Origin of the sequence: Methylobacterium sp. SyP6R (assembly GCF_019216885.1) — a bacterium.
In the GTDB taxonomy this organism is placed as follows: domain Bacteria; phylum Pseudomonadota; class Alphaproteobacteria; order Rhizobiales; family Beijerinckiaceae; genus Methylobacterium.
The window spans coordinates 252,671-276,917 of the sequence record NZ_JAAQRC020000002.1; the positions used below are offsets into that span (position 1 = coordinate 252,671).

Consider the following 24,247-nt stretch of genomic DNA (forward strand, 5'->3'; position numbering starts at 1 on the left):
CAGGGGCATCCGGCGCTCTCACGGTTTCCCGGTCCGGCGCCCACCGCCACAACGCCGAGGGGCTGGCAGGGCTGAGCGACCGCACGGCGCCGGGCCGCGCTCGCCAAGCTGACCCTTGAGCGGAGGCAAGCTCTGGTCGCCCTGGTCGAGGCGGGACCGGACGTCGACAAGGATGGCGTGGTGCGCTGGCGCCGGGTCGACCTGCAGGCGCGCAGCGAGGAGCTGTTCGGGGTCGAGATGCACGAGCGCACGGTCGGCAAGCACCTGGCCGAACTCGGCTTCGTGCGGCTCTCGGTGCGCCCGCATCATCCCAAGGCCAGCGACGAGACCCGGGAGGCTTCCAAAAATAGCTTCGCCGCGCGCGTGGCGGAGATCTTGCCCGAGCCCGCCCGCTCGAGATCTGGTTCCAGGACGAGGCGCGCGTCGGCCAGCAGGGCACTCTGACGCGGGTCTGGGCGTGCAAGGGGACGCGCCCGCGGGCGCCACGCGACCAACGCGGCAAGTGGACGTATCTGTTCGGGCGGCCTGCCCGGCGCGCGGCACTAGAGCCGCCTTGGTGCTGCCGACGGTCAACACCACGATGATGTCGCTGCTGATTCCGTTCTCGAATTTTCGCCAAGCCTCTGGCTTGAAATCGAAGATTCGAGGTGGATCAATGGCCCGATGCGTCAGAATCTTGGGCCATTGGTATCATACGAAATCCGGAAGATCACTTCCGGATTTCGTATCATCAGCCCGCGCGGCGCCTGAGCGAAGCCGCTTTCCGCATCGCGAAGCGATCAATCGGAAAGCGTATCAGTGGCTGGAAAGCGGAATAAGCCCTCGCAGCGCACTCGCATGCACGGGGGATTATCCGCGGATCGCCGAGATCAGCGCTCCAACCCCGACGATCTGGATCATCCAATTCATGGTGTAGGCTAGAGTCTGCAAGCTCATGTCGGTTCTGACCTTTGCCAGAGTTCGTGCCGGGAAGTGTCTCGCCCCATCCGGGCCTTCAACGTGCCGAACGGAGGCTCCACGATCCGGCGACGGATCATCATCGCGTCCCGAATCCGGTCGAGCCGCTCCTGCATCGCATCGAGCACGCCCTCGTACATCCAGCGCTCGACCCGTCTCGTCCTCGTAGGCGTGCGGCGAGGTTCGAGCGCACAACCCGCGCAGGCGGCCGGGCGCCGGTCGTGGTTCATGGCGTCATCCTCGGCCCGGCGGTCGGACCGGGCCGCCCCCTTGGTCAGGTGCTGGCCGGCGGGGCAGGTACGGCGTAGGCGACGATCCCGGTCGGGGTAGAGCTTCGCCTCACCCCTCCCCTCAACCTCGGCCGCACCGATCGAGCGCGCGTCACGGGCATCATCGTCCGCCGAGGCGAGATCGGCGACGACATCTTTGAAGAGCGGCAGCCGCGCAACGCACCGGGCGTAGAGTGGTCGGTGGACGGCGCGACGCGGCCGACGCCCCTACCGGCCGACGCCGGAACCGTCGACGCGCTCGCGCTCCATGAGGTCCGCCTCGCGCCGCAGCGCTTCGGCCAGTTCCGTCTCCCGCGCTTGCACGCGGGTGGACAGCGCCGCGATGCTGAGCGCCGCCACCGGCCGGCCGGAGGCGTCCCTCACCTGCACGCCGATGGCACCCATCGTCTCGATCACACGGTCCAGGAGCATGACGTAACCGCGTGCCCGCGAGGCCTGGACGGCGTCCCTGATCTCCGGAACCCCGAGACGCGGATAAGGCCCGAGGCGCTCGGCGACGATGCCGAGGATCGCCTCGATCTCGCGGTCGGGCAGCCAAGCGAGGAGCGCCATCGATCCTGCCCCCACCCCGAGGGGGCGGCGGCTGCCGATATCGAGGTAGTTGGCCCGGATCGGGTAGGAGCCGACCTCGCGGTCGATGCACACCGCCTCGACGCCGCTGCGCACCGAGAGCAGGACGGTGTCGCCCGACATTTCGGCCAGGCGCATCAGGCTCGGCCGGGCGAGGGTCCGCAGGTCGTCGGACCGCCCGCTGCTCGCCGCGAGCGCGGTCAGTTCGGGACCGGGGCGCCAGCGCCGCCCGTCGGACGCCCGGGCGGCAAAGCCCTCCTGAGCGAGCGTGTCGAGGATTCGCAGGGCCGTGACCTTGTTGAGCCCGGTCTCGGCGGTAATCTCGCTGAGCCGCCGCGGCGTCGCGGCGGCGAGCGCGCGCATCACCGCGCAGACCTTCTGCACGGCATTGGGCTCGCCGGGCGCGGAGGGTTTGCACGGGGGCTCGTCGGGCATGCGACCGCTCATGCCGCCTCGGTCCCGCCGAGGTAGATCCGGCGCAGGAGGGCGCTGTCCTGCAGATCGCCGGCACTCCCCTCCCCGGCGATGGCCCCGGCATCGAGGAGATAGCCGTGGCCGGCATGGCGCAGGGCCTTCTCGACGAGCTGCTCCACGAGGAGGATGGCCGTCCCGGCGCGGGCGAGGCGGGCCGCCACCTCGAGGATGCGGTCGACCACGATCGGGGCGAGCCCCCCGGAGGGCTCGTCGAGGATCAGGAGGCGCGGACCGGCGATCAGGCCCTGCGCGACCGCCAGGATCTGCTGCTGGCCGCCGCTCAGGCGCGACGCCTGCTGGTGGCGGCGCTCGGCCAGTTCGGGAAAGTCGGCGTAGATGCGCTCCAGGGTTTCCCGCGAGGCGCCCTCCCGCCCCGCATAGGTCCCGACGCGCAGGTTGTCCTCGACGCTGAGCGTCGTGAAGACCCGGTGGCCTTCGAGCACCTGGACCAGGCCGGCCCGCACGATGTCGCCCGGGCTCGCCCGGGTGATGTCGACGCCCGCGAAGCGCACACGGCCGCGCTGCTTGGGGATCAGGCCCGAGAGGGCGTGCAGGATCGTGCTCTTGCCCGCGCCGTTGCGCCCGAGCACGACCACGAACTCGCCCTCGTGCACGGCGAGGCTCACCCCGTGCACGACATGCGCCTTGCCGTAGGCGACGTGGAGATCCTCGACATCCAGGAGGACCGCACCGGCACGGGACATCGTCAGGCTCCCAGGTAGACGCGGACCACCTCGGCGTCGCGGCGGACCTCGTCGGGGCGACCGTGCTTGATCAGGCGGCCGCGGTCCAGGGCGGTGACGCGGTCGCAGACGCGGAACACGAAGTCGGTGTGATGCTCGACGAGGAGGATGCCGACGCCGCTCTCCCGGATCGCCCCGAGGATGGCGGCGAGATGGCCGATCTCGGCGCCGGTGAGGCCGCCGGCCGGCTCGTCGAGGAGGAGGAAGCGCGGGCGCAGCGCCAGCGCCCGGGCGATCTCCAGGAAGCGCTGCTCGGCGTGCTCCAGAAGGCTCGCGCGCCGGCCGATCGCGTGGCCGAGCCCGATGCCGTGGACGAGGTCCGCGGCGTGGGCGCGGATCGCGCGCTCCTCGCGCCGCGCCGCCGACCAGGCGAGGGCCGCCGCGAGGAAGCCCGCGCGCACCTCGCGCCAGGCGCCGAGCATCGCGTTGTCGAGCACGCTGAGGGAGGGAAGCAGCCGCGGCTTCTGGAAGGTGCGGGCGATGCCGAGCCGCGGCCGGCTCTGGACCGAGCGCCGGGCGAGCGAGGTGCCGTCGAGCTGCACGTCCCCGCCATCCGGGCGGTAATAGCCGGACAGCAGGTTGAGGAGCGTGGTCTTGCCCGAGCCGTTGGGGCCGATCAGCCCGTGAATCTCCCCCGGGCGGAGGTCGAGGGTGACGCCATCGAGAGCGGTGACGCCGCCGAAGCGCTTGGTGATCGCCCGCGCGCCAAGGGCGTCGGTGGCGTGCGCGCTCATGGCAGGGCCTCCCGGGCCAGCGGCGCCGGCGCGGTCGCGTCCGGCTCGCGGGGCGACGCGCCGAGCGCCCGGCGCAGGCGGGCGAGATCGGGCCGGACCTCGTGGCTGCCATGGGGCTCGGGCCGCAGGCGGCTCGCGAGGGTGGCGACGAGGCGGCCGATGCCGTCCGGCACCAGCAGCACCACGACCAGGAGGGCGAGGCCGTAGAAGAAGTTGCCGAGCCGGGCCAGCGGCGCCACCATCTCGGGCAGGGCGGTCAACATGGCGGTGCCGATCAGCGGGCCCAGGATGCTGCCGCGCCCGCCGATGATGATGCAGACGAAGAAGAACAGGCCGATGTCGAACACGAACGTGTCCGGCGTGATGTAGGTCTGGAGCGCGGCAAACAGCGCGCCCGCGACCCCGGCGGTGACCCCGGAGAACACGAACACCGTGAGCTTGGCCCGGAACAGGTTGACGCCGACCGAGGCCGCCGCGACCTCGCTGTTGCGCACCGCGATCAGCCCGCGCCCCCACATCGACCGCGCCACGCTCCAGGTCATGGCGGTGACGGCGGCACCGAGAGCGAGGATGAGGGCATACTGGCCCCGCGGGCTGTCGAAGGGCGCCGGGAAGCCCGGCACCGACAGGCCGGTGCCCCCTCCCGTGAGGCCGCCCCAGGCGAGGGACAACTCGCCGACGATCAGCGCGAAGGCCATCGTCACCATGGCGAAGTAGAAGCCCGGCAACCGCAGGGACGGCAGCCCGAGGAGAAGGCCGCCGAGGCCCCCGAGCGCGCCGCAGAGCGGCAGGGCCAGGAAGGGATCGAGGCCGACCGTGCCGGCGAGGATCGCGAAGCCGTAGGCGCCGACGGCGAGGAGCCCGACATGCCCGATCGAGAGCTGGCCGGCAAAGCCCACCACGAGGTTGAGGCCCGCGACCAGGACCCAGTAGGCGCCGATCAGGGAGGCGAGGTGCACCTGGTAGAGGTCGCCCGACCAGGCCGGCAGGGAGGCGAGCGCGAGGACGGCAAGGAGCGTCAGGCCGACGCGGAGGCTGGGGTGGGACATCAGACCGGCCTCACCCGCTTGTTGCCGAGAAGCCCCTCGGGCCGCAGCAGCAGGACCAGCATCAGCAGCCCGACCGCGATGGTCTGCTGGTACTCGCCGCCGAACCAGTAGGTCGCGAAGGCCGAGAGCAGCCCGAGGCCGGCCCCGCCGATCAGCGCCCCGAGGTTGCTGCCGAGCCCGCCCACCGCGAGCGCGATGAAGCCGTTGAGGGTCAGCGAGAGGCCGAGCGCGAAATACGCGAAGGTGAGCTGGCCGGCCGCGAAGCCCGCGAGCCCGCCGAGCCCGCCGGCCAGCAGGTAGGAGGTCAGGCGCACCCGGTCGGTCGGGATGCCGCGGGCGCGGGCCGCGAACGCGTCCTCGGAGGTGGCCTGGAACAGCTTGCCCCACAGGGTCAGGCGCGTGAAGGCTTCGAGCCCGGCCGTCATGGCGAGGACCGCGACCACCGGCAGCCAGTATTTCTGGTCGAGGAGCCCGGCGGAGAAGTCCTGCGGGATCACCCGCGGGAAGGGACGCGGCTCGGTGCCCCACCAGAGCCCGATCGCCTGCTGCAGCATGGTGGCGAGCGCCAGGGTCGAGAGGAGCCAGAGGTGCTCGTCGGAGCGGGCGAGAACCCGGCGCACGCCGACGATCTCGGTGACGGCGCCGGCCGCCGCCCCGGCCAGCACGGCACCCGCGAGACCGAGAGCCGTGGGCAGCCCGAGGCCGGCGATGAACCAGGCGCCGACCACCCCGCCCAGCATGCAGAGGTGCCCGGTCGTGACGCTCAGCACGCGCGAGGTCGAGTACATCACGTTGTAGGCGAGCGCCGTCGCCGCGTAGACGGCGCCGATGGCGAGGCCCGAGACGATCACGGCCAGCATGGGTGGCTCCTCTGTCTCGCGATCACCGGGGGGCCGCCTCGTAGCAGCCGTCCCGGAACGAGGCGGCGATGTCGGCGACGATGTTCTTGTCCGGGAAGCCGTTGTGGTCCTGCGGGCTCCAGCTGTAGCTGGCATAGACGCCGGGCAGATCCCGGGTCGATTCGAGCACCGCCTTGATCTTCTGCGGATCGGTCGATCCGGCCTGCCTCACGGCGTGCTCGATGATCCTCACGGTGTCGTAGCCGAGGGCGACCCACCAGAAGGTGAAGTCGATGCTGCCGCCGAGCGCCGGCTTGATCTTGTCGATCAGGGCCCGGGTCCGCGGCGGCAGCTTGCCGTCGACGTAGGTCGTGCTCTGGTAGCCGGCCGCAAAAGCGTTCTGCCAGTAATCCGGCTTGTTGAGCAGGGCCTTGATCGGGAGCGCCATGATCGCAGGGTGGCCCACCACCGGCACGTCCCAGCCCATGTCGCCGCGGGTGTTGAGGATCCGGGCCATCAGGCCGGTGGCGGCGGTCCAGGGCATCACCACGTCGGCGCCCGCCGCCCTCGCCTTGGTCATCTCGTCGGTGAGGTCGGTCTTGTTGGGGTCGACCAGCACCGAGTAGACCGGCTTCACCCCGGCCTGCTCCAGGAGCGCGGCCGCCGTCTTGGCGCTGGACGTGCCGTAGCCGGACGTGTCGCCGATCACCGCCACCTTCCGGCGCTTGAGCACGTCGAGGGCGTAGGCGTTGCCGCCCTCGATCCACTGCCGGTTGGTGTTGATGGCCCGGAACGCCAGCGGGTACTTCTTCGGATCGGTCAGTTCGTCGATCGTCCCGATGACGATGTTGGGGATGCCGGCCCTGGCCACGATCGGCACCGTGGCGAGGGATTCGCCTGAATTCACCGGGCCGATGACGAACTGCACCTTGTCGCTGAACAGGAGCTGCTGGGCGAGGTTCACCGCCTTGGTGGGTTCGCCCGCGGTGTCGCGGGTGAGGAGTTCGAGGGGGCGGCCGTCGATGCCGCCGGCCGCGTTGATCTCCTTGATGGCGAATTGCACGCCCTGGTTCTCGGCGATGGCCGCCGAGGAGAGCGGACCGGTGAGCGAGGAGAGCCAGCCGATGCGGATCGGCTCCGCCGCCCGGCCGGGTCCCGACGAGAGCACGCCGAGGCACGCGACAAGCCCGCATATCCACGCTGATGATCGCATCCCACACCTCCCCTGCCGGATCGGGCCGGCCCGTTGTCTCGACGATTGGCCGCGACACGACGCTCCACTTCCGGAGGCGGCGGCTGCATTGCGTTCTCTCTCCGGGGGCCGCAGCGCTGTCCGGGACAAGGATCGGCGCTGGTTTCCCCGTCCTCTCACACCTCGAGCGACCCGGTCACCGCGGGCGCCTCGACCGGCGCCATCCGGCGGCCCCGCTCGTTCCCGGCCAGCACGGCGTCCATGCGGGAGCGCCGCCGGCCGCGCCAGGCGAGGACCACCTGCATGCCCACGAGCAGGACCGCGAGCGCCACGAAGGTCGCGCTGATCGGGCTGCCGACGAAGGTCCACGGATCGCCCCGCGAGAGCAGCAGGGCGCGGCGGAAGTTCTCCTCCAGCCGCGGGCCGAGCACGAAGCCGAGCAGCACCGGGGCCGGGTGGAAGCCGAGCCGCATCAGCCCGTACCCGACGATCCCGATGACCAGCGTCTGCAGCACGCCGAACATCTCGTTGTTCGTGCTGTAGACGCCGACGCAGATGAAGAACAGGGCGCAGGGATACAGGAACCGGAACGGGATCTGCAGCAACCGCACCCAGATCCCGATCAGCGGCACGTTGAGGAGGACGAGCAGGATGTTGCCGATCCAGAAGCTCGCGATAAGGCCCCAGAACACGTCCGGATGCTCGGTCATGAGCTGCGGGCCCGGGGTGATGCCCTGGATGATCAGCGCGCCGAGGATCAGCGCCATCACGGCGTCGCCCGGGATGCCGAGGCTCATGGTCGGCACGAAATCGCCCTGGACGGAGGAATGCGTCGAGGCCTCCGGGCTCGCGACGCCGCCGATCGCGCCGCGGCCGAAACGCTCCGGATGGCGGCTCACCCGCTTCTCGGCCGCGTAGGCGATGAAGGAGGCAATGGTCGGACCCGTGCCGGGAATCAGCGAGCACAGGCTGCCGACCAGGGTGCCGCGCAGGATCGGCAGCGCGGCCTCCCGCAGGTCGGCCCGGCTCGGGCGCATGTCGCGCATCCGAACCCGCACGCCCGACAGATCGCCGACGGTGAGCCGGTTGATGCTCTTCAGGAACTCGGCGATGCCGAAGAACCCGAGCGCCACCGCCACGAGGTCGATCCCGTTGTAGAGCGACATCGCCCCGAAGGTGAACCGGCTCGTCCCGGTGTCGAGGTCGCTGCCGACGCAGCCGAGGATCAGCCCGACGAGCGTCATCGCCACGCCCTTGAGCGCCGAGCCCCGGGCCAGCGTCGCCCCGGCGAGGAGCCCGAGCAGCATCAGGGTGCTGATCTCGGCCGGGCCGAACTGGAAGGCGATGCGCACGAGGAGCGGCGCGAACAGGATCATCTGCACGATGCCGAAGGCGGCGCCGAAGAACGAGGCCAGCATCGTGATGCCCAGGGCCACGCCGCCGCGGCCCTGGCGCGTCATCGGATAGCCGTCGAGGCAGGTCACGGCGTGCGAGGGGTGGCAGGGCAGGTTGAGCAGGATCGAGCAGATCGCCCCGCCGTACTGCGCCCCGTAATAGATCCCCGCGAGCATCAGGATCGCGGCGACCGGCGGCATCCCGAAGGTGAGCGGCAGCAGGATCGAGATCGTCGCCATGATGCCCATCCCGGGCAGCACGCCGATGAGGTTGCCGATCAGCACGCCGACCAGGCTGAACAGGAAGTTGTGCGGCTGCAGCGCGATCGAGAAGCCGTGGATCAGGTTGGCGACGGTGCTGTCCATGACCCTATCCCCGCCAGAACGGCATCTGGAACTTCAGCGCCAGGGTGAAGACCAGCCCCGCCACCACGGTCATCGCGAGCGCCAGCACCAGGGCGGCGCGCACGCTGCCGCTCCGGTCGCCGAGCGCCGAGACGAAGACGCAGGCGAAGGTCGCGGGTCCGAGGCCGAGATGCTCGCCGAGCACCATGAACAGCACGATCCCGAGCACGATGCAGAACCAGCCGCGCCAGTCCGGCCGACCCCCCTCCCCCTCGTGCTCCGCCGCCTCCGGCGTCACCGCGATCAGGAGCCCGATCACGCCTAGCGCACCGCCGACCAGCATCGGGAAGAGGCCGGGGCCGACCCGCGCCAGGGTGCCGAGGCCGAAGGTGCGGGCCTCCAGCACGACCGCGAGACCGAGGAGGAGGATCAGGCCGCCCGCCGCATAGCGGCGGACGATGGACGCCGAGGCGTGCATGCTCAGCCCCGCGGGTTCGCGTGGTGGAGGGGCAGGCCCCGGGCGAGTTCGGACAGCGGCGGGATCGCGGCCATCACGCCACCTCCGGGTGGTAGTTGCGCAGGAGGTTCGCGGCGCTCTCCGGCACCTCCATCTCGAAGCCGAGGATCGCCGCGGAAAGGGCCTTTCCGTAATTGTCGAGGCAGAGCGAGCGGGACACGCCGCCGCCGAGCGCGCCCTCGGCGACGAAGTTGAGCACGCCCAGCCGGTCGACCGCGTAGCGGGTGACCTGGCCCGTCACCATGCCGGCGTAGAACGCCTTGAAGCGCTCGGCGGTGAGCTGCTCCTTCAGGTAGGGGTAGAGGTCCGGCTCGTAGGCGATGACCGTGATGTTCGAGGTGTTGCCCTTGTCGCCGGAGCGGACATGGGCCACGTGCTGCAGGGGCAGGCGCATGGTCTCTCAGCTCTCGTAGAACGTGATGACGGGGGACAGCGCCTCGCGGGGAACGAGCGACGACCAGACGCCGATCACCTCGCGGGTGCGGTCCTGGTGCGGCACGCGCTTGCCGGTCATGCCGACGCCCGACACGGCCATGCCGTCGACCTCGCGGCCGACCTTGAGCGCCTCCTCGCGGGTCCGGGTGCGGGCGGCGACCCGCACGGCGATCTCGTAGGGCTCCGGGCCGGTGCGCGCCGCGCTGCCGCCGTGGATGGCGTTGAGGCCGACGAAGTCGATGCGGATCTCCTCGGCCTGAAGGCCGACGATCCGGAACCGCTCCTCCAGGATGCGCTTGGCGAGTTCCGCCCGGCGCAGGGCGCCCGGCCCGGCGTAGAAGAACATGTCCTCGCCGACGAAGCCCTCCTGGCAGGCGATCGACACCTTGAGGGTGGGCGTGCGCGGCTTGCCGGAGATGCGCGACACCCGCACGCGGTCGTGGCCGACCTCCTCGAGCTCGGTCGTGGTGAAGTCCACCACCACGTCCGGGGTGAGGTAGTTCGCCGGGTCGTGCACCTCGTAGAACAGCTGTTCCTTCAGGGTGCGGAGGGTGACCGCCCCGCCGGTCCCGGCGACCTTGGTGATCACCGCCGAGCCGTCGCTCTCGACCTCGGCGATCGGGAAGGCGAGATCCCAGGGGTCCGGCACGTCCTTGAAACCGGGATCGCAGAAGTAGCCGCCGGTGGCCTGCGCGCCGCATTCGAGCACGTGGCCGATGCCGTTGCCGGGCCCCAGGCGATCGTGGTCGAGGGGATCCCAGCCGAATTCGTGCATCATCGGCGCCATGAAGATCGACGGGTCGGCGACGCGTCCGGTGACGACGATCTGGGCTCCCTCCCGCAGGGCCGCGACGATGGGCTCGGCGCCCATATAGGCCTCCGCCGAGACGATCGAGCCGGCGAGCGAGGCGCTCGGCCGCCCGTCCTCCATCAGCGTGTCGGTGAGGCCGAGGACGCGGTCGGTGATCAGGCTGCCCGAGACCGCCGCGACCTTCGTGCCCTTCGGCGCCCCGCATTCGCGCAGCCAATGGACGATCCGCTCGGCCGCCCCTTCCGGGTTGATCCAGCCCTGGTTGCTGATGATCCGGGTGCCCCGCCGCAGGCAGCCGGGCAGCACCCGCTGCATCCGGTCGTCGAGATAGGTGTCGTAGCCGGGAAAGTCCGGATCGCGCCGCTTGCGCACCTGCGCGGCGGAGATCGTCGCCTCCGCCATGGTCTCGAAGCAGAGATAGTCGAGGTCGCCCCGCTCGGCATTGAGGCGCGCCGGCTCCAGCCGGTCGCCCCACCAGGCCGAGCCCGATCCGATCCGCAAGCCCGCCATCCCGTACCTCCCTGTGATCGATGGCGACGCCGGAATGACTTCATTCGACGGCGGCGCGGGATGTTTCTACTGGAGTTCTGCGCCGGACCTTCTACTCGACCGCAACGCCGGTCTTGGCCACGATCTCCGGCCATCGGGCGACCTCGTTGCGCACTACCTGCCCGAAGGCGTCGGGGGCGGTGCCGCCCGGCGTCGCGCCGAGTTCGAGCAGGCGGGCCGTGGTCTTCGGTTCCGCCAGCACGGCGGCGATGCGCGATTGCAGCAGGTCGACGATCGGGCGCGGGGTCCCGGCGGGCGCGAGCAGCCCGAACCAGGCCGCGACCTCGTAGCCGGGCACCCCGGCCTCCGCCATGGTCGGCACGTCCGGAAGTCCGGGGAAGCGGGCGGCCGTCGTCACGGCGAGCGCCCGCAGCGTTCCGGCCCGCACGTGCCCGATCGCCGAGGGCAGGTTGTCGAACCCGAGCTTGATGTGGCCGGCGATGAGATCGTTCAGCATCGGACCGCCGCCCCGGTAGGGGACGTGGGTGAGCGGAATCCCGGCCATCACCTTGAGGAGCTCGCCGGACATGTGCGGCGAGCCGCCCGTCGAGGTCGAGCCGAAGGCCAGGCCCTCGGGCGTGGCACGGGCCAGCCGGATCAGCCCCGCGAGGTCGGCGACCCCGAGCGAGGGGTTGGCCAGCAGCACGTTCGGCGTGGAGGCGACCACGGTGATCGGCGCGAAGTCGCGCACCGGGTCGTAGGGCAGGCTGCGGAACACCGCGGCGTTGATGCCGTGGGTGTTGATGGTCGCCATCACCAGGGTGTAGCCGTCCGGCGCGCTGCCCGCGACCGCCTTGGTGCCGATGTTGCCCGAGGCGCCCGGCCGGTTGTCCACGATGGCGTGCTGGCCGAAGCGCTTGTCGAGCCGGTCGGCGACCAGGCGCGCCAGGATGTCGGTCGTCCCGCCGGGCGGGAACGGAACCACGATCCGGATGATCCGGTCCGGATAGGCGGCGAGTGCCGTCCCGGGGACGGCCAGCGACGCGAGCAGGCCCAAGCACAGCCGACGGTCCACGGTGGCTCTCCGTGCGTTTCGCGAGTGCGCCGCCCTTCGGGTCGAGTTCCGTCACGCGGAACTCTTACGGTCGCCCTCGCCCCTCCCTCGCCCGCAACAACCGACGTCGTTCCAGCGGACGTAACAGTGTTGACAGGGTCTAACCGGGAAGGCAACCATCTTCCGAACAGAGATCGCGCCGGAATGTCCGCGCGGCCCGCCCGGAGGATGCCCGTTGCCTCGTTCCGCATCACGGACCTGTTTGCCCCGGCCCGTGCCGGTTTCGGCCCGGTGAGCACCGTTGCGGGCGTCGGGCTGACGCCGTTCGGGCGCCACGAGGGGCACTCCACGCTCGACCTGATGAGCCGCGCGGCCGCCGATGCGCTGACGGATGCGGAGCTTGAGCGGGGCGACGTCGACGGGCTGATCACCGGCTACTCGACCACCCACCCGCACCTGATGCTCTCGACCGTCTTCGCCGAGCATTTCGGACTGCGCCCGACTTACGCGCACGCGGTGCAGCTCGGCGGCGCCACCGGCTTCGCGCTGGTGATGCTCGCCCACCTCCTGGTCGAGGCCGGGGCCGCGCGGCGGATCCTGGTGGTGGCGGGGGAGAACCGGCTCACGGGCCAGTCCCGCGACGCCGCGATCCAGACCCTCGCGCAGGTCGGCCATCCCGTCTACGAGGTGCCGCTCGGCCCGACGATTCCCGCCTATTACGGCCTCGTCGCCGCCCGCTACGCCCACGAATACGGCGAGCAGGATCTCGCGGCGCTCGCGGTCTTGATGCGCGCCAACGCCGCCCGTACGCCGGGCGCCCATCTGCGCGATCCGATCACCGCCGAGGCGGTCCGGGCCTCGAAGCCGATCGCCTCGCCCCTGCGCCTTCTCGATTGCTGCCCGGTCTCGGATGGCGGCGCGGCCTTCGTGATCGCCCGGGACGAGGCGGGGCGGCGCGGACCCCGCATCCGCGGTGCGGCCCAGGCCCATACCCATCAGCACGTCAGCGCCGCCCCCTCGCTCACCACCTTCGGAGCAGGAGACTGCGCGGCCCGCGCGCTCGCCGCGGCGGGCGTCGGTCTGCCCGATATCGGCTACGCGGCGATCTACGACAGCTTCACGATCACCCTGGCGATCCTCCTGGAGGAGATCGGCCTCGCGCCGCGGGGCGGGGCCGGGCGGCTCGCCGCCGAGGGGCATTTCGATCCCGCCGGCGCCATGCCGCTCAACACGCATGGCGGCCTCCTGAGCTACGGCCATTGCGGGGTCGGGGGCGCCATGGCGCACCTCGCCGAGACGGTGCGGCAGATGCGCGGCGAGGCGGGGCCCCGCCAGATCCCGCCGCCGGCCCTGGCGCTGCTGCATGGCGACGGCGGCGTCCTGTCCTCCCATGTCAGCCTCGTGCTGGAGAATGTCCGATGAACCCGGATCCTTCGAGCCCCGCGCCCGCGCCCGCGGACTGGACGCGGGGCGGCGAGGGCCTCGCCTTCGCGCGCTGCCGCGCCTGCGGCCACGTCCAGTATGTCCTGCGCCCGTTCTGCCCGGCCTGCGGCGCCCGGGACCTTCAGGTCACGCAGGCCTCCGGCCGCGGCCGGGTCTACGCGCTGACCACCGTGGCACGGGCGCCGTCGCCGGAACTCGCCACCCACGCGCCCTACGTCGTCGCGCTGATCGACGCCGAGGAGGGCTTCCGCTTCATGGCCCACGCGGCCGAGGGGCTGGCGATCGGCGCGCCCGTGCACACCGCCTTCCGGACCTTCGGGGCCGGGCGCGTCCCCTATTGCCTGCCGCAGGAGCGTGAGTGATGGCGAATCTCGCAGCGGCCCTCGACCCGCGCAGCATCGCGGTGATCGGGGCCTCGGAGAACCCGGACAAGATCGGCGGGCGGCCGCTCCTCTACCTCTCGCAGTTCGGCTTTCGCGGCGAGGTCATCCCGGTCAACCCGCGGCGAGAGGAGGTCCAGGGCCTGCGCACGGTGCCGCGCCTCTCCGACCTCCCCCGGGCGCCGGACCTCGCCATCGTGGCGGTCCCGGGCGAGGCAGCGGTCGCCGCCCTCGACGAATGCGGCGCCATGGGCGTCACGGTCGCCATCATGATGGCGTCCGGCTTCGGCGAGACGGAGTCCCCGGAAGCCAAGGCGGCCGAGCGCGCCATGGTAGCCCGCGCCCGGGCCCGCGGCATGCGGGTGATCGGCCCCAATTCCCAAGGGCTGGCGAATTTCGGCACCGGGGCGGTGGCGAGCTTCTCGAGCATGTTCCTGGAGGTCCCGCCGCTGGACGGCCCGGTCGGCATCGTCAGCCAGAGCGGCGCGATGAGCGTCGTGCCCTACGGGCTGCTGCGCGGGCGCGGCATCGGGGTGCGCCACACCCACGCCACCGGCAACGACGCCGACGTCACCGTCTGCGAACTCGCCGCCGCCGTGGCCGAGGACCGGGCGCTGAAGCTGCTCCTCCTCTACCTGGAGAGCATCCCGGACCCGCACCACCTCGCGCAGGCCGCGGAGGTCGCCCGCTCGCACGGATTGCCGATCGTCGCGCTGAAATCCGGCCGCACCGCAGCGGGCCAGGCCGCCGCGCTCTCCCATACCGGCGCGCTCGCCAACGAGGACCGGGTGGTGGACGCCTTCCTCGAGCAGCACGGGATCTGGCGCGCGCGCGACACCGCCGATCTCGTCGAGGCGGCGGAACTCTACCTCAAGGGCTGGCGGCCGGAGGGCCGCCGCATGGTGGCGGTCAGCAATTCGGGCGCGACCTGCGTGATGGCGGCGGATGCCGCCTCGGCCGCCGGCCTCACCCTGGCGCCCCTGAGGGAGGATACGCAAGGAGAGCTACGCACGATCCTGCCGAGCTTCGCCTCGGTGCGGAACCCGGTCGACATCACGGCGGCGCTCATGACGAACAGCGCCCTGTTCGGCCAGATCCTGCCGGCGATCGCCCGCGACCCTTCGGCGGATGCCTTCCTGATCGGCGTGCCGGTGGCGGGCCGGGCCTACGACGTCGACGCCTTCGGCCGCGACACCGCCGCCTTCGCGGCCGCGACCGGCAAGCCGGTGGTGATCGTCGCGCCGCAGGACCTCGTCGCAAAACCGTTCCGCGAGCGCGGCCTGCCGGTCTTTACCGGCGAGGGGGCCGCCGTGCGGGCGCTGCACCAGTTCATCGTCCACCACGAGCGGATGCAGGCGGCGGCCGGTCGCCCGCCTATCGCGGCGGTCGCGCCCGTGTCCCCGCATGCGCCCCGCCTCCTCGACGAGGCGCGGAGCCTCGCGCGCCTCGCACAGGCCGGGATTCCGGTCGTGCCGCACCGGCTCTGCCGCACGTCCGAGGAGGCGGTCGCGGCGGCGGCCGCCCTCGGCGGGCTCGTCGCCGTGAAGGGCTGCTCGCCGGACGTGGCGCACAAGAGCGAACTCGGCCTCGTCCATCTGGGCTTGAGCGACGCCGCCTCCGTCGCAGCGGCCTTCGAGGCCTGCCGCGCAGGTCTCGAGCGGCACGGGAGTGCCTTCGCGGGCGTGATCGTCGCGGCGATGAGGCGCGGGCGGCGCGAATTGATGCTGGGCGCCCACCGCGACGCCTTCTTCGGACCGGTCGTGGTGGTGGGTGACGGCGGCAAGTACGTCGAGGCGATGCCCGACGTCGCCCTCCTGCTGCCGCCCTTCGACGAGGACGACGTGCGCCGGGCGATCGGTCGCCTGCGCATCGCGCCGGTGATCGCCGGCATCCGGGGCGAGCCGCCGCTTGCCCTCGACCGCTACCTGTCCGCCGCGGTCGCGGTCGGCCGGCTGATGATGGACGATCCCCGCATCCTGAGCCTCGACGTGAATCCCATCGTGGTCGGCAGTGCCCCGGACGACTGCGCGGCACTCGACGCGGTCGTGTTCGAGAGCGGCGAGGAGGGAGGCACGCCATGATCCGACATGAGGAGGGAGACACGCCATGATCCGACGCCGAGACCTCGCCGCCTGCCTCGCCGGTGCCGGCGCCCTTGCGCTGGCGCCGCGGGCCGCCCGCGCCGCCGCCTGGCCGGCGCGGCCCATCGGCGTCGTGGTACCCTATCCGCCCGGCGGGTCGACCGACATCACCGCCCGGATCGTCGGCGAACGGCTCTCCGTGGCCCTCGGCCAGCCCCTCGTGATCGACAACCGGTCGGGAGCGGGCGGCAACCTCGGCATGGATGTCGTCGCCCGCGCCGTGCCTGACGGCTACACGCTCGGCGTCGCCACGACGGCGCACGCCATCAACATGACGCTGTTCCGCAAGCTCAACTACGACACGCTCAAGAGCTTCGCCCCCGTCGCACTCCTCACGGAAAATCCCCTCGTCCTGGTGGTGCCGGAGGCGGCGCCATGGCGCGACGTGCGCGCCCTCGTCGCGGCGGCCAAGGAGAAGCCTGGCGCCCTCAACTACGCCTCGTCGGGCGTCGGCCAGTCGACCCATCTCGCAGCCGAGCTCTTCGCGTCGATGGCGGGGGTCAAGCTCACCCACATCCCCTATCGGGGCAGCGCGCCCGCGATCACCGACGTGATCGCAGGACGGGTCGATCTGATGTTCGACACCACCCAGTCCGTGCTCTCGCACGTGGAGGGCGGACGGGTGCGGGCGCTCGGCATCACCTCGGCGGAGCGGCTGCCGCGGGCCAAGGACATCCCGACGATCCGCGAGACGGCCTTGCCCGACTACGTCGCCATTGCGTGGAACGGGCTGGTGGCGCCCAAGGGCACCCCCTCCGACACCATCCAGCGCATCCACGCCGAGACCGTCCGGGCCTTGCAGGAGCCGGGGATCGTCGCGAAGTTCGAAGCACTCGGGGCGACATCCCGCCCGCTCTCGACCGAGGCGTTCGGCGCCTTCATGGCCGACGAGATCGCCAAGTGGGGCGCCGTCGTGAAGCAATCCGGAGCGACGCTCGACTGAAAAAAACGTTTTCCGGCAATGCCAGAGGCTTGGTAAGACAAGTTGCACAGCATCTTGGGCATTGATTCTTTCCCGGTTTCTCGGACACCTCCGATACGAGTTCCGGAAAATTCCTTCCGGAACGCGTATCACGAGCCCGCGCGGCGCCTGAGCGACGCTGAAATCCGCATTGCGAAGCAATCCGTGGGAATTCGTATGATACGCTCATCGCGGACGGGGGAGGTGTTCGACGACGAGGATCCGACGCTGATTCACAGGGCGCAACGCTGACCCTCTGCCTGGCGTCCCGCGCCGTCTTACCGCCTCCGGAAGGCCGCCACGCGGGCGATCGGCGGACGAGCGGCGACTGTGCGCTTTCATTTCGCCCAGTGAACGATATTCTCACGTGTGAATGGCGACGAGCGTGCGGGGCGATCCCGGGTGGGGGACGGCGGAAAGCGGGTGACATGAACCGAGCGGAGGAGCGGAGCTGGGCGATGAAGGTCGGTCGTGGGGGCGTCACGCAACCCGTGGCGATCGCGCGGGCGCTCGCGGCCGCCCTGCGGGCTGAAAGCGTCGAGGCGATCTTCCGCGCTGCGTCGGCCAGCCCCTCTTCCGCCATCGACGATGTGCGCACACGTGTCGGCGAGGGCTTCGGCTCGGTCGCGCGCGATACCCGGTTCCATCGGTTCGGGCTCCTCGACGTGGCGCCGCCTCCCCCCGACCGGTCGGACGGCGCGAAGCTCCAGCCGGGGGTGCCGCGGATCGCGACGCGGTCCGAGGCAGAAGCGAGTGTCCGTCACGCCGTCCCGGACCGCCGCAGGAGCGCCCGATGAGCCAGACGGTCGATGCGGATGGGGAGACGTGGACGGACGACATCGCCACGCCGGGCCTCCTGTGCCGGATCGCGGCCCTGCTCGACCGCGACGGGCGTGAGGTCGCGCGGCGTACCGTCCTTCCCCGTGGCTGGCACATCGGGCTTTTTCCCACCGGCCTGGCGCAATCGGAACTGCGGCCGGACGGCTATGCAGGGCCGGGGGTGCCGCTCCCGGATCTCGGCCTGCCCCGGGTCATGCTGGGCGGACGCCGGGCGGCCTACACGGGCGACATTCCCCTCGGCGCAAGGGTCGGGCGGCGGACCGAAATCGAGAGCGTCGCGGAGAAGACCGGCCGCAGCGGCCGGATCGCCGTCGTGGCGGTTCTCAATGTGCTCAGCGTCGGCGGGCGCGAGGTCGTCGCGGAGCACGAGGATTACGTCCTGCGCGAGGCGGCCCCGTCCGGCACGGACCCTGCCGCCTCGCCGCAGGACGGTCCCCCGCGGCCGTTCGACGTCGCGCGCATCCTGACACCCGACGAGACGTTGCTGTTTCGCTTCAGCGCCCTCACCTTCAATGCTCATCGCATCCATTACGACGCGCCCTACGCCACGGGCCGCGAGGGCTACCCGGCCCTCGTGGTCAACGGCGCCCTCACGGCGCTGCTCGTCCTGGAACTCGTCCGGGCGACCGCCGGACGGGAGCCCGCCGCCTTCGGCTACCGTACGCTCAGGCCGCTCTATTGCGGGCGTGCGATGCACCTGAAGGCGCGGCGTGGAGCAGACGAATGGCGAGCCTGGGCCGAGGACGAGGCCGGGGCGGTCGCGCTCGAGGCGACCTTCCGGTGAGCGAGCCCTCCCCCGCCGCCCGGCCGCTCGCCGGCATCCGGGTCATCGACCTCACGAGCGTCGTGGTCGGCCCGGCCTGCACGCTGCGGCTCGCCGATTTCGGTGCCGAGGTGATCAAGATCGAGCCTCCCGGCGGCGACATGCTGCGCTGCCTGGGCGGACCCTCGCCCGGGGGGCGCCACGCCGGCTCGTACCTCCACCTGAACCGGGGCAAGCGCGCGCTCGGCCTCGACCTCAAGATGCCGGCCGCCCGCGCGGTGCTGGAGCGCCTGATCGCGGGAAGCGACATCCTCGTCGCCAACATGCGCCCGGAGGCGCTGGCCCGGCTCGGCCTCGACGCGGAAGGCCTCCGTGGCAGGTTTCCTCGGCTCGTTCACTGCACGATCACCGGCTTCGGCCCCGGCGGGCCCTATCGCGGTCGCCCGGCCTATGACAGCGTGGTCCAGGGCGTGTCGGGCATCGCCGGCCTGGCCGAGCGGCGCGACGGCCGCCCGCTCTACGCGCCGTTGCTTCTGGCCGATCACGTCACCGGCGAGATCGCCGCCTCGGCGATCCTCGCCGCCCTCTTCGCCCGCGAGCGGACGGGCGCGGGTGCGACGCTCGAAGTGCCGATGCACGAGACCATGGCGGCCTTCGTGCTCCACGAGCATCTCGGCCCGCGGACCTTCGTTCCGCCGCTCGGCCGGGCCGGCGACGCCCGCGTGCTCAATCCGGAGAACCGGCCCCTCCCCACGGCGGATGGCTGGATCAGCCTGACGGCCAATTCCGACGCGCAGGTCCACGCCTTCCTGCGAGCGGTCGGGCGGGCCGACATGATCGACGACCCGCGGCTCGCCACCGTCGCCGACCGGTTCCGCAACGTCGACCTGTGGTTCCGCATCCGCTCCGAGGCTCTGGCGGCGCGCACGACCGCCGAGTGGCTCGCGGTCTTCTCTCGGGCCGACGTGCCGGCCATGCCCTGCCACACGCTCGAAACGCTGGAGCGTGATCCCCACCTCGCTGCGGTCGGACTGATCGGCACGGATGCGCACCCGACCGAGGGCACGGTGCGCACCATCCGGCCGACGATCCTGCATGACGGCGCGCCGGCCGCCGCCGGCCGACCGGCGCCGCCGCCGGGCTACGACACCCGTGCCGTGCTTCACGGGCTCGGCCTGAGCGAGGCGGAGACCGACGTGCTGATCGCCACCGGGGCCGCGTTCGAGACTGGGACCGGCTGAACACGCCACGGCCCGACGGCGAACACGCCGCGGGCCTCGACCTTCAGGGAGGAGACACCACGATGACAGGGATACGATGGAAGGGCCTGCGTCGAGGGCTCACGGCCGCGTGCCTCGCAGCCGGCCTCGCCCTCCCGGCACGGGCCGCCGACCAGGGCCCGGTCAAGATCGGGGTCCTCGTCGATCTGGAGGGCACCTACGCCGATATCGGGGGCCTGGGCGCCGTCGAGGCGGTGAGGATGGCGGTCGAGGATGTCGGCGGCGGCGTGCTTGGTCGGCCCGTCGAGGTGGTCTCGGCCGGCGGGCAGAACAAGGCGGACGTCGCCGCCAACATCGCCCGGCAATGGTACGACTCAGGCGTCGACGTCATTACCGACCTGCCCTCCTCCGCGATGGCCCTCGCGGTGATGAACCTCGCCAACGAGAAGAAGAAGATCGCCCTCGTCACCAGCGCCGGCTCCTCCGACATCACCGGCAAGTTCTGTTCGCCCTATACGGCGCATTGGACCTGGGACACCTATGCCATGGCCAAGGGCACCGGCTCGAGCGTGGTGCGCCAAGGCGGCACCGACTGGTACTTCCTCACCGCCGACTACGTATTCGGCCAAGCGCTGGAGCGCGATACCGCCGCGGTGGTGAAGGCGAGCGGCGGGCGCGTCCTCGGCGCGGTGCGCGCGCCCCTCAACACGCAGGACTTCTCCTCCTTCCTGCTCCAGGCACAGGCCTCGAAGGCGAAGATCCTGGGTCTCGCCAATGGCGGCACCGACACGACGAACGCGATCAAGCAGGCGCGGGAATTCGGCCTCACCGATTCGATGCAGCTCGTCGCGCTGATCGCCTTCCTGAGCGACGTCCACTCCCTCGGCCTCAAGGTGGCGCAGGGCCTGCTGCTGACGGAAGCCTTCTACTGGGATCAGGACGAGGCGACGCGGGCGTGGTCGCGCCGGTTCTTCGCCCGGATGAAGCGCATGCCGAGCATGACCCAGGCCGGCGCCTATAGCGGCGCGCTGCACTACCTGAAGGCCGTGAAGGCGGTCGGCAGCAAGGACCCGGATGCCGTGATGGCGCAGATGCGCCGCACGCCGATCGAGGACTTCATGACCCATGGCGGGACGTTGCGCGCCGACGGGCGTGTGATCCGCGACATGTACCTCTTCCAGGCCAAGACCCCGGCGGAATCGACGGGCGAGTGGGACCTCTACAAGCTCGTACGCCGCATCCCCGGCGACGAGGCGTTCCGCCCACTCGCCGAGGGCGGCTGCCCGCTGGTGCGCACGGCGAAGGAGACGCAGCCTTGAAGCGCTTTGCCGTCACCGAATTCGGCCGCCCGCTCTGTACACTGGTCGAGGACGATCCCGTCCCGCAGGGCAGCGAGGTGATGCTCGACCTGGAGCGCTGCGGCGTCTGCCACACCGATCTGCATCTGCGCGAGGGCCATTACGACCTTGGCGGCGGGCGGCGCCTGAGCCTCGCCGAGCGCGGGGTGAAACCGCCCGTGACCCTCGGCCACGAGATCCTCGGCCGCATCGCCGCGGCGGGACCCGAGGCGGGCACCGTCGGGATCGGCCGGCGGGTCCTCGTCTTCCCGTGGATCGGCTGCGGCAGCTGCCACCGCTGCCTCTCCGGCGAGGAGAACCTGTGCGCCGCCGGGCGCTGCCTCGGCGTGCACCGGCCGGGCGGCTTCGCCGAGAAGGTCGTGGTCCCCCATCCCCGTTACCTGATCGACGTCGAGGACCTCGAGCCCTCCTCCGCCGCGACACTCGCCTGTTCGGGGCTGACCGCCTTCTCCGCCCTGCGCAAGGTCGGTGTCGATCCCGCGCGGGACTGGTTGCTGCTGATCGGCGCCGGCGGCCTCGGGCAGAGCGCCCTGCGCCTCGCGCGGGCGCTCGGCCACACCCGCATCGCGGTTGCCGACACGGCGCCCGGCAAGCGTGCACGGTCCTTGTCGCTCGGCGCCGACCTGGTCCTCGACCCTGTCGATCCCGGCGCACGCACGGCCCTCCTCGGCCTCGAGAACGGGCTTGCGGCAGCGATCGATTTCGTCGGCAATGCCGAGACGGCGCGCTTCGCCATCGATACCTTGCGGCGGGGCGGACGCTCGATCACGGTCGGCATGTTCGGCGGCGAGATCTCGCTGCCGCTGCCGCTCCTGCCGTTGCGCGCCCTGACGCTGACGGGCTCCTATGTCGGTAATCTTGGCGAGTTGCGCGACCTCGTCGACCTCGTGCGGAGGCACGGCCTGACCCTCGTCGAAACCGAGACGATCCCCCTCGATCAGGCAGAGGCCGCGATGCGGCGTCTCGAGGCCGGATCGGTTGCCGGACGTCTCGTCTTGTCAAACAAGATCTGATTCGATCGTCGATTGCGACGGCAGCGGATTCTTGCCCTGAGCGATTGCAAGTCGTCGTCATATAGGGCGACGGCATAGAAAGGATGCCTGTAATACCAACGATCGTTGAGGCAGTGTATCGTTACGATTTCCTCATATCCCACGGTTTTTGACCGATCGTTTCGCGATGCGGAAATCATATGGGTCTCGGGTCGACGTCGACACGAGGTCGGCACTTCGTCAGGCTGTTCAGATGAGCGACGCATCGCCGGCATCACCGTAGGCGCTCCAGCCGCCATCGACACTCAGGACTGCGCCGGTCACGTACGACGCCGCCGGAGAGCACAGGAACCATGCCGCCTCGGCGATCTCGGCCGGATCGGCGAGGCGGCCGAGGGGGATCCGCCGTTCCAGCCGCCCGCGGTCGATGCGGCTCGCCTCGACCAGCCTGGCGACCAGCGCAGTGCCGACATAGCCCGGCGCGATGGCATTGACGCGGATGCCCGCCCCGGCCCATTCGCAGGCCATGCTCCTGGTCATCGCGACGATGCCGGCCTTCGCCGCCCCGTAGGCGTTGCGCCGCGGCAGGCCGGTCAGCCCGGCGATCGAGCTCACGTTCAGGATGGCACCGCCCTGCCCTTCCATCACGCGGGCCGCTTCCCGCGACGCCACGAACGTGCCGTCGAGGTGGACGCGCAGGATCCTGTCGAAGGACGCGAGGTCCTGCTCCAGGGTCGGCTTGTGGCTGTCACCGATGCCTGCGTTGTTCACCAGGATGTCGAGCCCGCCCAGGCGCGAGACGGTCTCCTCGACCATCGCGATCGCCGAGGCCTCGTCGGCGACGTCGGCCCCCACCGCCAGATGATGGGCTCCGAGTTCCGCCGCTCGCGCAGCGGCACGGTCGCGGTCGAGATCGGCCAGGGCGACCCGGCAGCCGGCCGCGGCGAAGCGCCGGGCCATCGCCCAGCCGATGCCGTCCGCGGCTCCCGTGATCAGGGCAATGGGTGTGCGGATGGCCTGGGTCATGGTGCGCTCCCTTGCGGGACACCGCCGGACGACGCGCCGGCCTCGAAGCCCGGTCGTGGGATCAGGTTCATCAGCACGCGGCCGAAGCCGCCATCGACCGTGATCTCGTCGCCGGTGACGTAGGCGGCCCGGTCGCTGGCGAGGAAGAGGACCGCGTCGCGGATATCGTCGGGCGTGCCGATGCGGCCGAGGGGTACGACGGCGCCGCGGCGCTCACGCACGCCGGGAGCGTCGTAGAAGGACTGGCTCAGCGGCGTCACCACGAGGCCGGGGCTGACCACGTTGCTGCGGATGCCGGCCCCTCCCCACTCGGTGGCAAGCTGGCGCGACAGCATCACGATGCCGGCCTTGCTGACGCTGTAGGCGCCGCTGAAGCCCTGGGGGTGGCGTCCGGAGATCGACGCGACGTGGACGATGGCGCCGCCGCCTCGCTCCCGCATCGGCCGCCCGAAGGTTTGCGCGCATAGGAAGTAGCCGGTGAGGTTGACCGCGAGGAGCGCGTTCCATTCGGACAGCGGCAGGGTTTCCAGGGGTGCGGGACGCATCAGCGCGGCGTTGTTGACCAGCACCGCACAGGGCCCGAGCGCCCGTGCCCGCGCCGCGGCGGCCTCGAGGCTGTCCGGGTCGGTCACGTCGCAGGCCAGCGCCAGCACCTCGGCGCCGCATCGCTCGACCTCGGCGGCGATCCCCGCCATCGCCCCGGCCTCGCGGTCGAGGAGGACGAGGCGGGCGCCCGCCCGGGCGAAGCCGAGCGCGATCGCCTGCCCGAGCCCGCCTCCGGCGCCGGTGACCACGCAGACCCGGTCCCGCAGGTCCAGCCAGTCGAAATCCCTGTCGCTCATGGTGCGAATGCTCCGCGTGAGGATGCGTGCACGGCGATCACCGCTCGGCCAGGGACGGCAGGACCGCCCTCCGGATCAGCCGGTTCTCCTGGGCGGTGATCAGGTGGGCGGAGGCCTGGAGATAGGCCGGCCAGTCCGGGTCCCGGTCCCGGGCGGCGTGGCGTGCCTCGAACTGGCCCATATCGTCGAACCCCCAGAGGTGGACGACCTGGTTGAGGGGACCGACCGCGCTCGTGAACATCCCGAGCGGGGCGCCGAGATACTTCAGCTGCACCGGCATCGCGAGCCGGTCGAAGACGTCGAGGAACTCGGCCATGCCGCGCAGGCGGATGGTGTAGGTGCGCAGGTCGACGATTGCCGCATCGAGCGTCATGAAGGTGTCCTCACG

Annotated in this window: 23 protein-coding genes and 2 pseudogenes; 10 read left to right on the plus strand and 15 right to left on the minus strand. The window is 71.3% G+C overall.

Translation table 11 applies throughout. The features are described 5' to 3' along the window. Positions 1-29 precede the first annotated feature (29 nt). Positions 30-592 (plus strand): annotated as a pseudogene (locus tag HBB12_RS30470) (IS630 family transposase); the annotation flags it as partial. A 257-nt stretch (positions 593-849) separates the two neighbouring features. Here the strand turns inward: HBB12_RS30470 and HBB12_RS30480 are convergent. The 12 genes and pseudogenes from HBB12_RS30480 to HBB12_RS30535 all read right to left on the minus strand — a co-directional run. Then, a pseudogene (locus tag HBB12_RS30480) lies at positions 850-1,256 on the minus strand (transposase); the annotation flags it as partial. Between the two features lie 198 nt (positions 1,257-1,454). Continuing rightward, on the minus strand, positions 1,455-2,252 hold the full coding sequence (locus HBB12_RS30485) for an IclR family transcriptional regulator (protein WP_236993416.1): 798 nt from the start codon (positions 2,250-2,252) through the stop codon (positions 1,455-1,457). Positions 2,253-2,260: 8 nt separating this feature from the next. Next, positions 2,261-2,995, minus strand: coding sequence for an ABC transporter ATP-binding protein (locus HBB12_RS30490; RefSeq protein ID WP_236993417.1), 735 nt, complete (start codon positions 2,993-2,995; stop codon positions 2,261-2,263). A 2-nt stretch (positions 2,996-2,997) separates the two neighbouring features. After that, complete coding sequence (locus HBB12_RS30495) at positions 2,998-3,768, minus strand: ABC transporter ATP-binding protein (protein ID WP_236993418.1); 771 nt, start codon at positions 3,766-3,768, stop codon at positions 2,998-3,000. Then, on the minus strand, positions 3,765-4,817 hold the full coding sequence (locus HBB12_RS30500; protein ID WP_236993419.1) for a branched-chain amino acid ABC transporter permease: 1,053 nt from the start codon (positions 4,815-4,817) through the stop codon (positions 3,765-3,767). The genes HBB12_RS30495 and HBB12_RS30500 overlap by 4 nt, the downstream gene beginning before the upstream one ends. Then, complete coding sequence (locus tag HBB12_RS30505) at positions 4,817-5,677, minus strand: branched-chain amino acid ABC transporter permease (protein WP_236993420.1); 861 nt, start codon at positions 5,675-5,677, stop codon at positions 4,817-4,819. Before HBB12_RS30505 ends, HBB12_RS30500 begins: the two co-directional genes overlap by 1 nt. 22 nt (positions 5,678-5,699) lie before the next feature. After that, positions 5,700-6,824 carry an ABC transporter substrate-binding protein gene (locus tag HBB12_RS30510; protein ID WP_236993421.1) on the minus strand — a complete coding sequence of 375 codons (1,125 nt, stop codon included), beginning with the start codon at positions 6,822-6,824 and terminating at the stop codon, positions 5,700-5,702. Positions 6,825-7,024: 200 nt separating this feature from the next. Beyond that, the gene (locus tag HBB12_RS30515) at positions 7,025-8,608 is read right to left on the minus strand and encodes a tripartite tricarboxylate transporter permease (RefSeq protein WP_236993422.1); all 1,584 of its coding nucleotides are present in this window, start codon (positions 8,606-8,608) and stop codon (positions 7,025-7,027) included. Between the two features lie 4 nt (positions 8,609-8,612). Continuing rightward, a complete protein-coding gene (locus HBB12_RS30520; RefSeq protein WP_236993423.1) occupies positions 8,613-9,065 on the minus strand; it encodes a tripartite tricarboxylate transporter TctB family protein in 453 nt (150 codons plus the stop codon). 73 nt (positions 9,066-9,138) lie between these two features. Further along, positions 9,139-9,498, minus strand: coding sequence for an AtuA-related protein (locus HBB12_RS30525; RefSeq protein ID WP_236993424.1), 360 nt, complete (start codon positions 9,496-9,498; stop codon positions 9,139-9,141). A gap of 6 nt (positions 9,499-9,504) precedes the next feature. After that, a complete protein-coding gene (locus HBB12_RS30530; RefSeq protein ID WP_236993425.1) occupies positions 9,505-10,860 on the minus strand; it encodes an acyclic terpene utilization AtuA family protein in 1,356 nt (451 codons plus the stop codon). Between the two features lie 91 nt (positions 10,861-10,951). Then, positions 10,952-11,914 carry a Bug family tripartite tricarboxylate transporter substrate binding protein gene (locus HBB12_RS30535; protein WP_236993426.1) on the minus strand — a complete coding sequence of 321 codons (963 nt, stop codon included), beginning with the start codon at positions 11,912-11,914 and terminating at the stop codon, positions 10,952-10,954. Between the two features lie 270 nt (positions 11,915-12,184). Here HBB12_RS30535 and HBB12_RS30540 point away from each other — a divergent pair, with 270 nt between their 5' ends. The 9 genes from HBB12_RS30540 to HBB12_RS30580 all read left to right on the plus strand — a co-directional run bounded on the left by HBB12_RS30540 (position 12,185) and on the right by HBB12_RS30580 (position 22,012). Continuing rightward, entirely contained in the window at positions 12,185-13,315 is a 1,131-nt protein-coding gene (locus HBB12_RS30540; protein ID WP_236993508.1) for a thiolase family protein, read from the plus strand. After that, a complete protein-coding gene (locus tag HBB12_RS30545) occupies positions 13,312-13,698 on the plus strand; it encodes a Zn-ribbon domain-containing OB-fold protein (protein WP_236993427.1) in 387 nt (128 codons plus the stop codon). Before HBB12_RS30540 ends, HBB12_RS30545 begins: the two co-directional genes overlap by 4 nt. Beyond that, positions 13,698-15,797, plus strand: coding sequence for an acetate--CoA ligase family protein (locus HBB12_RS30550; RefSeq protein WP_236993428.1), 2,100 nt, complete (start codon positions 13,698-13,700; stop codon positions 15,795-15,797). Before HBB12_RS30545 ends, HBB12_RS30550 begins: the two co-directional genes overlap by 1 nt. Before the next feature lie 25 nt (positions 15,798-15,822). Next, positions 15,823-16,800, plus strand: a complete 978-nt coding sequence (locus HBB12_RS30555) for a tripartite tricarboxylate transporter substrate binding protein (protein ID WP_236993429.1) — start codon at positions 15,823-15,825, stop codon at positions 16,798-16,800. Between the two features lie 446 nt (positions 16,801-17,246). Next, positions 17,247-17,615 (plus strand): hypothetical protein, encoded by a 369-nt coding sequence (locus HBB12_RS30560; RefSeq protein WP_236993430.1) that lies wholly within the window; start codon positions 17,247-17,249, stop codon positions 17,613-17,615. After that, complete coding sequence (locus HBB12_RS30565) at positions 17,612-18,442, plus strand: HTD2 family dehydratase (protein WP_236993431.1); 831 nt, start codon at positions 17,612-17,614, stop codon at positions 18,440-18,442. The genes HBB12_RS30560 and HBB12_RS30565 overlap by 4 nt, the downstream gene beginning before the upstream one ends. Beyond that, the gene (locus HBB12_RS30570) at positions 18,439-19,662 is read left to right on the plus strand and encodes a CaiB/BaiF CoA transferase family protein (protein WP_236993432.1); all 1,224 of its coding nucleotides are present in this window, start codon (positions 18,439-18,441) and stop codon (positions 19,660-19,662) included. Before HBB12_RS30565 ends, HBB12_RS30570 begins: the two co-directional genes overlap by 4 nt. A gap of 62 nt (positions 19,663-19,724) precedes the next feature. Beyond that, entirely contained in the window at positions 19,725-20,960 is a 1,236-nt protein-coding gene (locus HBB12_RS30575; protein WP_236993433.1) for an ABC transporter substrate-binding protein, read from the plus strand. Continuing rightward, positions 20,957-22,012 (plus strand): alcohol dehydrogenase catalytic domain-containing protein, encoded by a 1,056-nt coding sequence (locus tag HBB12_RS30580; protein ID WP_236993434.1) that lies wholly within the window; start codon positions 20,957-20,959, stop codon positions 22,010-22,012. Before HBB12_RS30575 ends, HBB12_RS30580 begins: the two co-directional genes overlap by 4 nt. 228 nt (positions 22,013-22,240) lie before the next feature. Here the strand turns inward: HBB12_RS30580 and HBB12_RS30585 are convergent, their stop codons facing one another. From HBB12_RS30585 to HBB12_RS30595, 3 genes are read right to left on the minus strand one after another with little or no spacing between them, the layout of a single operon-like run. Then, a complete protein-coding gene (locus HBB12_RS30585) occupies positions 22,241-23,017 on the minus strand; it encodes a glucose 1-dehydrogenase (RefSeq protein WP_236993435.1) in 777 nt (258 codons plus the stop codon). Beyond that, positions 23,014-23,859, minus strand: a complete 846-nt coding sequence (locus tag HBB12_RS30590) for an SDR family NAD(P)-dependent oxidoreductase (RefSeq protein ID WP_236993436.1) — start codon at positions 23,857-23,859, stop codon at positions 23,014-23,016. Before HBB12_RS30590 ends, HBB12_RS30585 begins: the two co-directional genes overlap by 4 nt. A 37-nt stretch (positions 23,860-23,896) precedes the next feature. Then, positions 23,897-24,232: an NIPSNAP family protein gene (locus HBB12_RS30595; RefSeq protein ID WP_236993437.1), complete on the minus strand. Its 336-nt coding sequence runs from the start codon at positions 24,230-24,232 to the stop codon at positions 23,897-23,899. Between the last annotated feature and the right edge of the window lie 15 nt (positions 24,233-24,247).

Coding starts and splice junctions, on each gene's coding strand:
- HBB12_RS30545 (WP_236993427.1), top strand. CDS start 13,312: ATGAACCCGGATCCTTCGAGCCCCGCGCCCGCGCCCGCGGACTGGACG.
- HBB12_RS30520 (WP_236993423.1), bottom strand. CDS start 9,065: ATGCACGCCTCGGCGTCCATCGTCCGCCGCTATGCGGCGGGCGGCCTG.
- HBB12_RS30595 (WP_236993437.1), bottom strand. CDS start 24,232: ATGACGCTCGATGCGGCAATCGTCGACCTGCGCACCTACACCATCCGC.
- HBB12_RS30585 (WP_236993435.1), bottom strand. CDS start 23,017: ATGACCCAGGCCATCCGCACACCCATTGCCCTGATCACGGGAGCCGCG.
- HBB12_RS30515 (WP_236993422.1), bottom strand. CDS start 8,608: ATGGACAGCACCGTCGCCAACCTGATCCACGGCTTCTCGATCGCGCTG.
- HBB12_RS30490 (WP_236993417.1), bottom strand. CDS start 2,995: ATGTCCCGTGCCGGTGCGGTCCTCCTGGATGTCGAGGATCTCCACGTC.
- HBB12_RS30550 (WP_236993428.1), top strand. CDS start 13,698: ATGGCGAATCTCGCAGCGGCCCTCGACCCGCGCAGCATCGCGGTGATC.
- HBB12_RS30525 (WP_236993424.1), bottom strand. CDS start 9,498: ATGCGCCTGCCCCTGCAGCACGTGGCCCATGTCCGCTCCGGCGACAAG.
- HBB12_RS30505 (WP_236993420.1), bottom strand. CDS start 5,677: ATGCTGGCCGTGATCGTCTCGGGCCTCGCCATCGGCGCCGTCTACGCG.
- HBB12_RS30485 (WP_236993416.1), bottom strand. CDS start 2,252: ATGCCCGACGAGCCCCCGTGCAAACCCTCCGCGCCCGGCGAGCCCAAT.
- HBB12_RS30575 (WP_236993433.1), top strand. CDS start 19,725: ATGACAGGGATACGATGGAAGGGCCTGCGTCGAGGGCTCACGGCCGCG.
- HBB12_RS30555 (WP_236993429.1), top strand. CDS start 15,823: ATGATCCGACGCCGAGACCTCGCCGCCTGCCTCGCCGGTGCCGGCGCC.
- HBB12_RS30565 (WP_236993431.1), top strand. CDS start 17,612: ATGAGCCAGACGGTCGATGCGGATGGGGAGACGTGGACGGACGACATC.
- HBB12_RS30560 (WP_236993430.1), top strand. CDS start 17,247: ATGAACCGAGCGGAGGAGCGGAGCTGGGCGATGAAGGTCGGTCGTGGG.
- HBB12_RS30590 (WP_236993436.1), bottom strand. CDS start 23,859: ATGAGCGACAGGGATTTCGACTGGCTGGACCTGCGGGACCGGGTCTGC.
- HBB12_RS30500 (WP_236993419.1), bottom strand. CDS start 4,817: ATGTCCCACCCCAGCCTCCGCGTCGGCCTGACGCTCCTTGCCGTCCTC.
- HBB12_RS30530 (WP_236993425.1), bottom strand. CDS start 10,860: ATGGCGGGCTTGCGGATCGGATCGGGCTCGGCCTGGTGGGGCGACCGG.
- HBB12_RS30495 (WP_236993418.1), bottom strand. CDS start 3,768: ATGAGCGCGCACGCCACCGACGCCCTTGGCGCGCGGGCGATCACCAAG.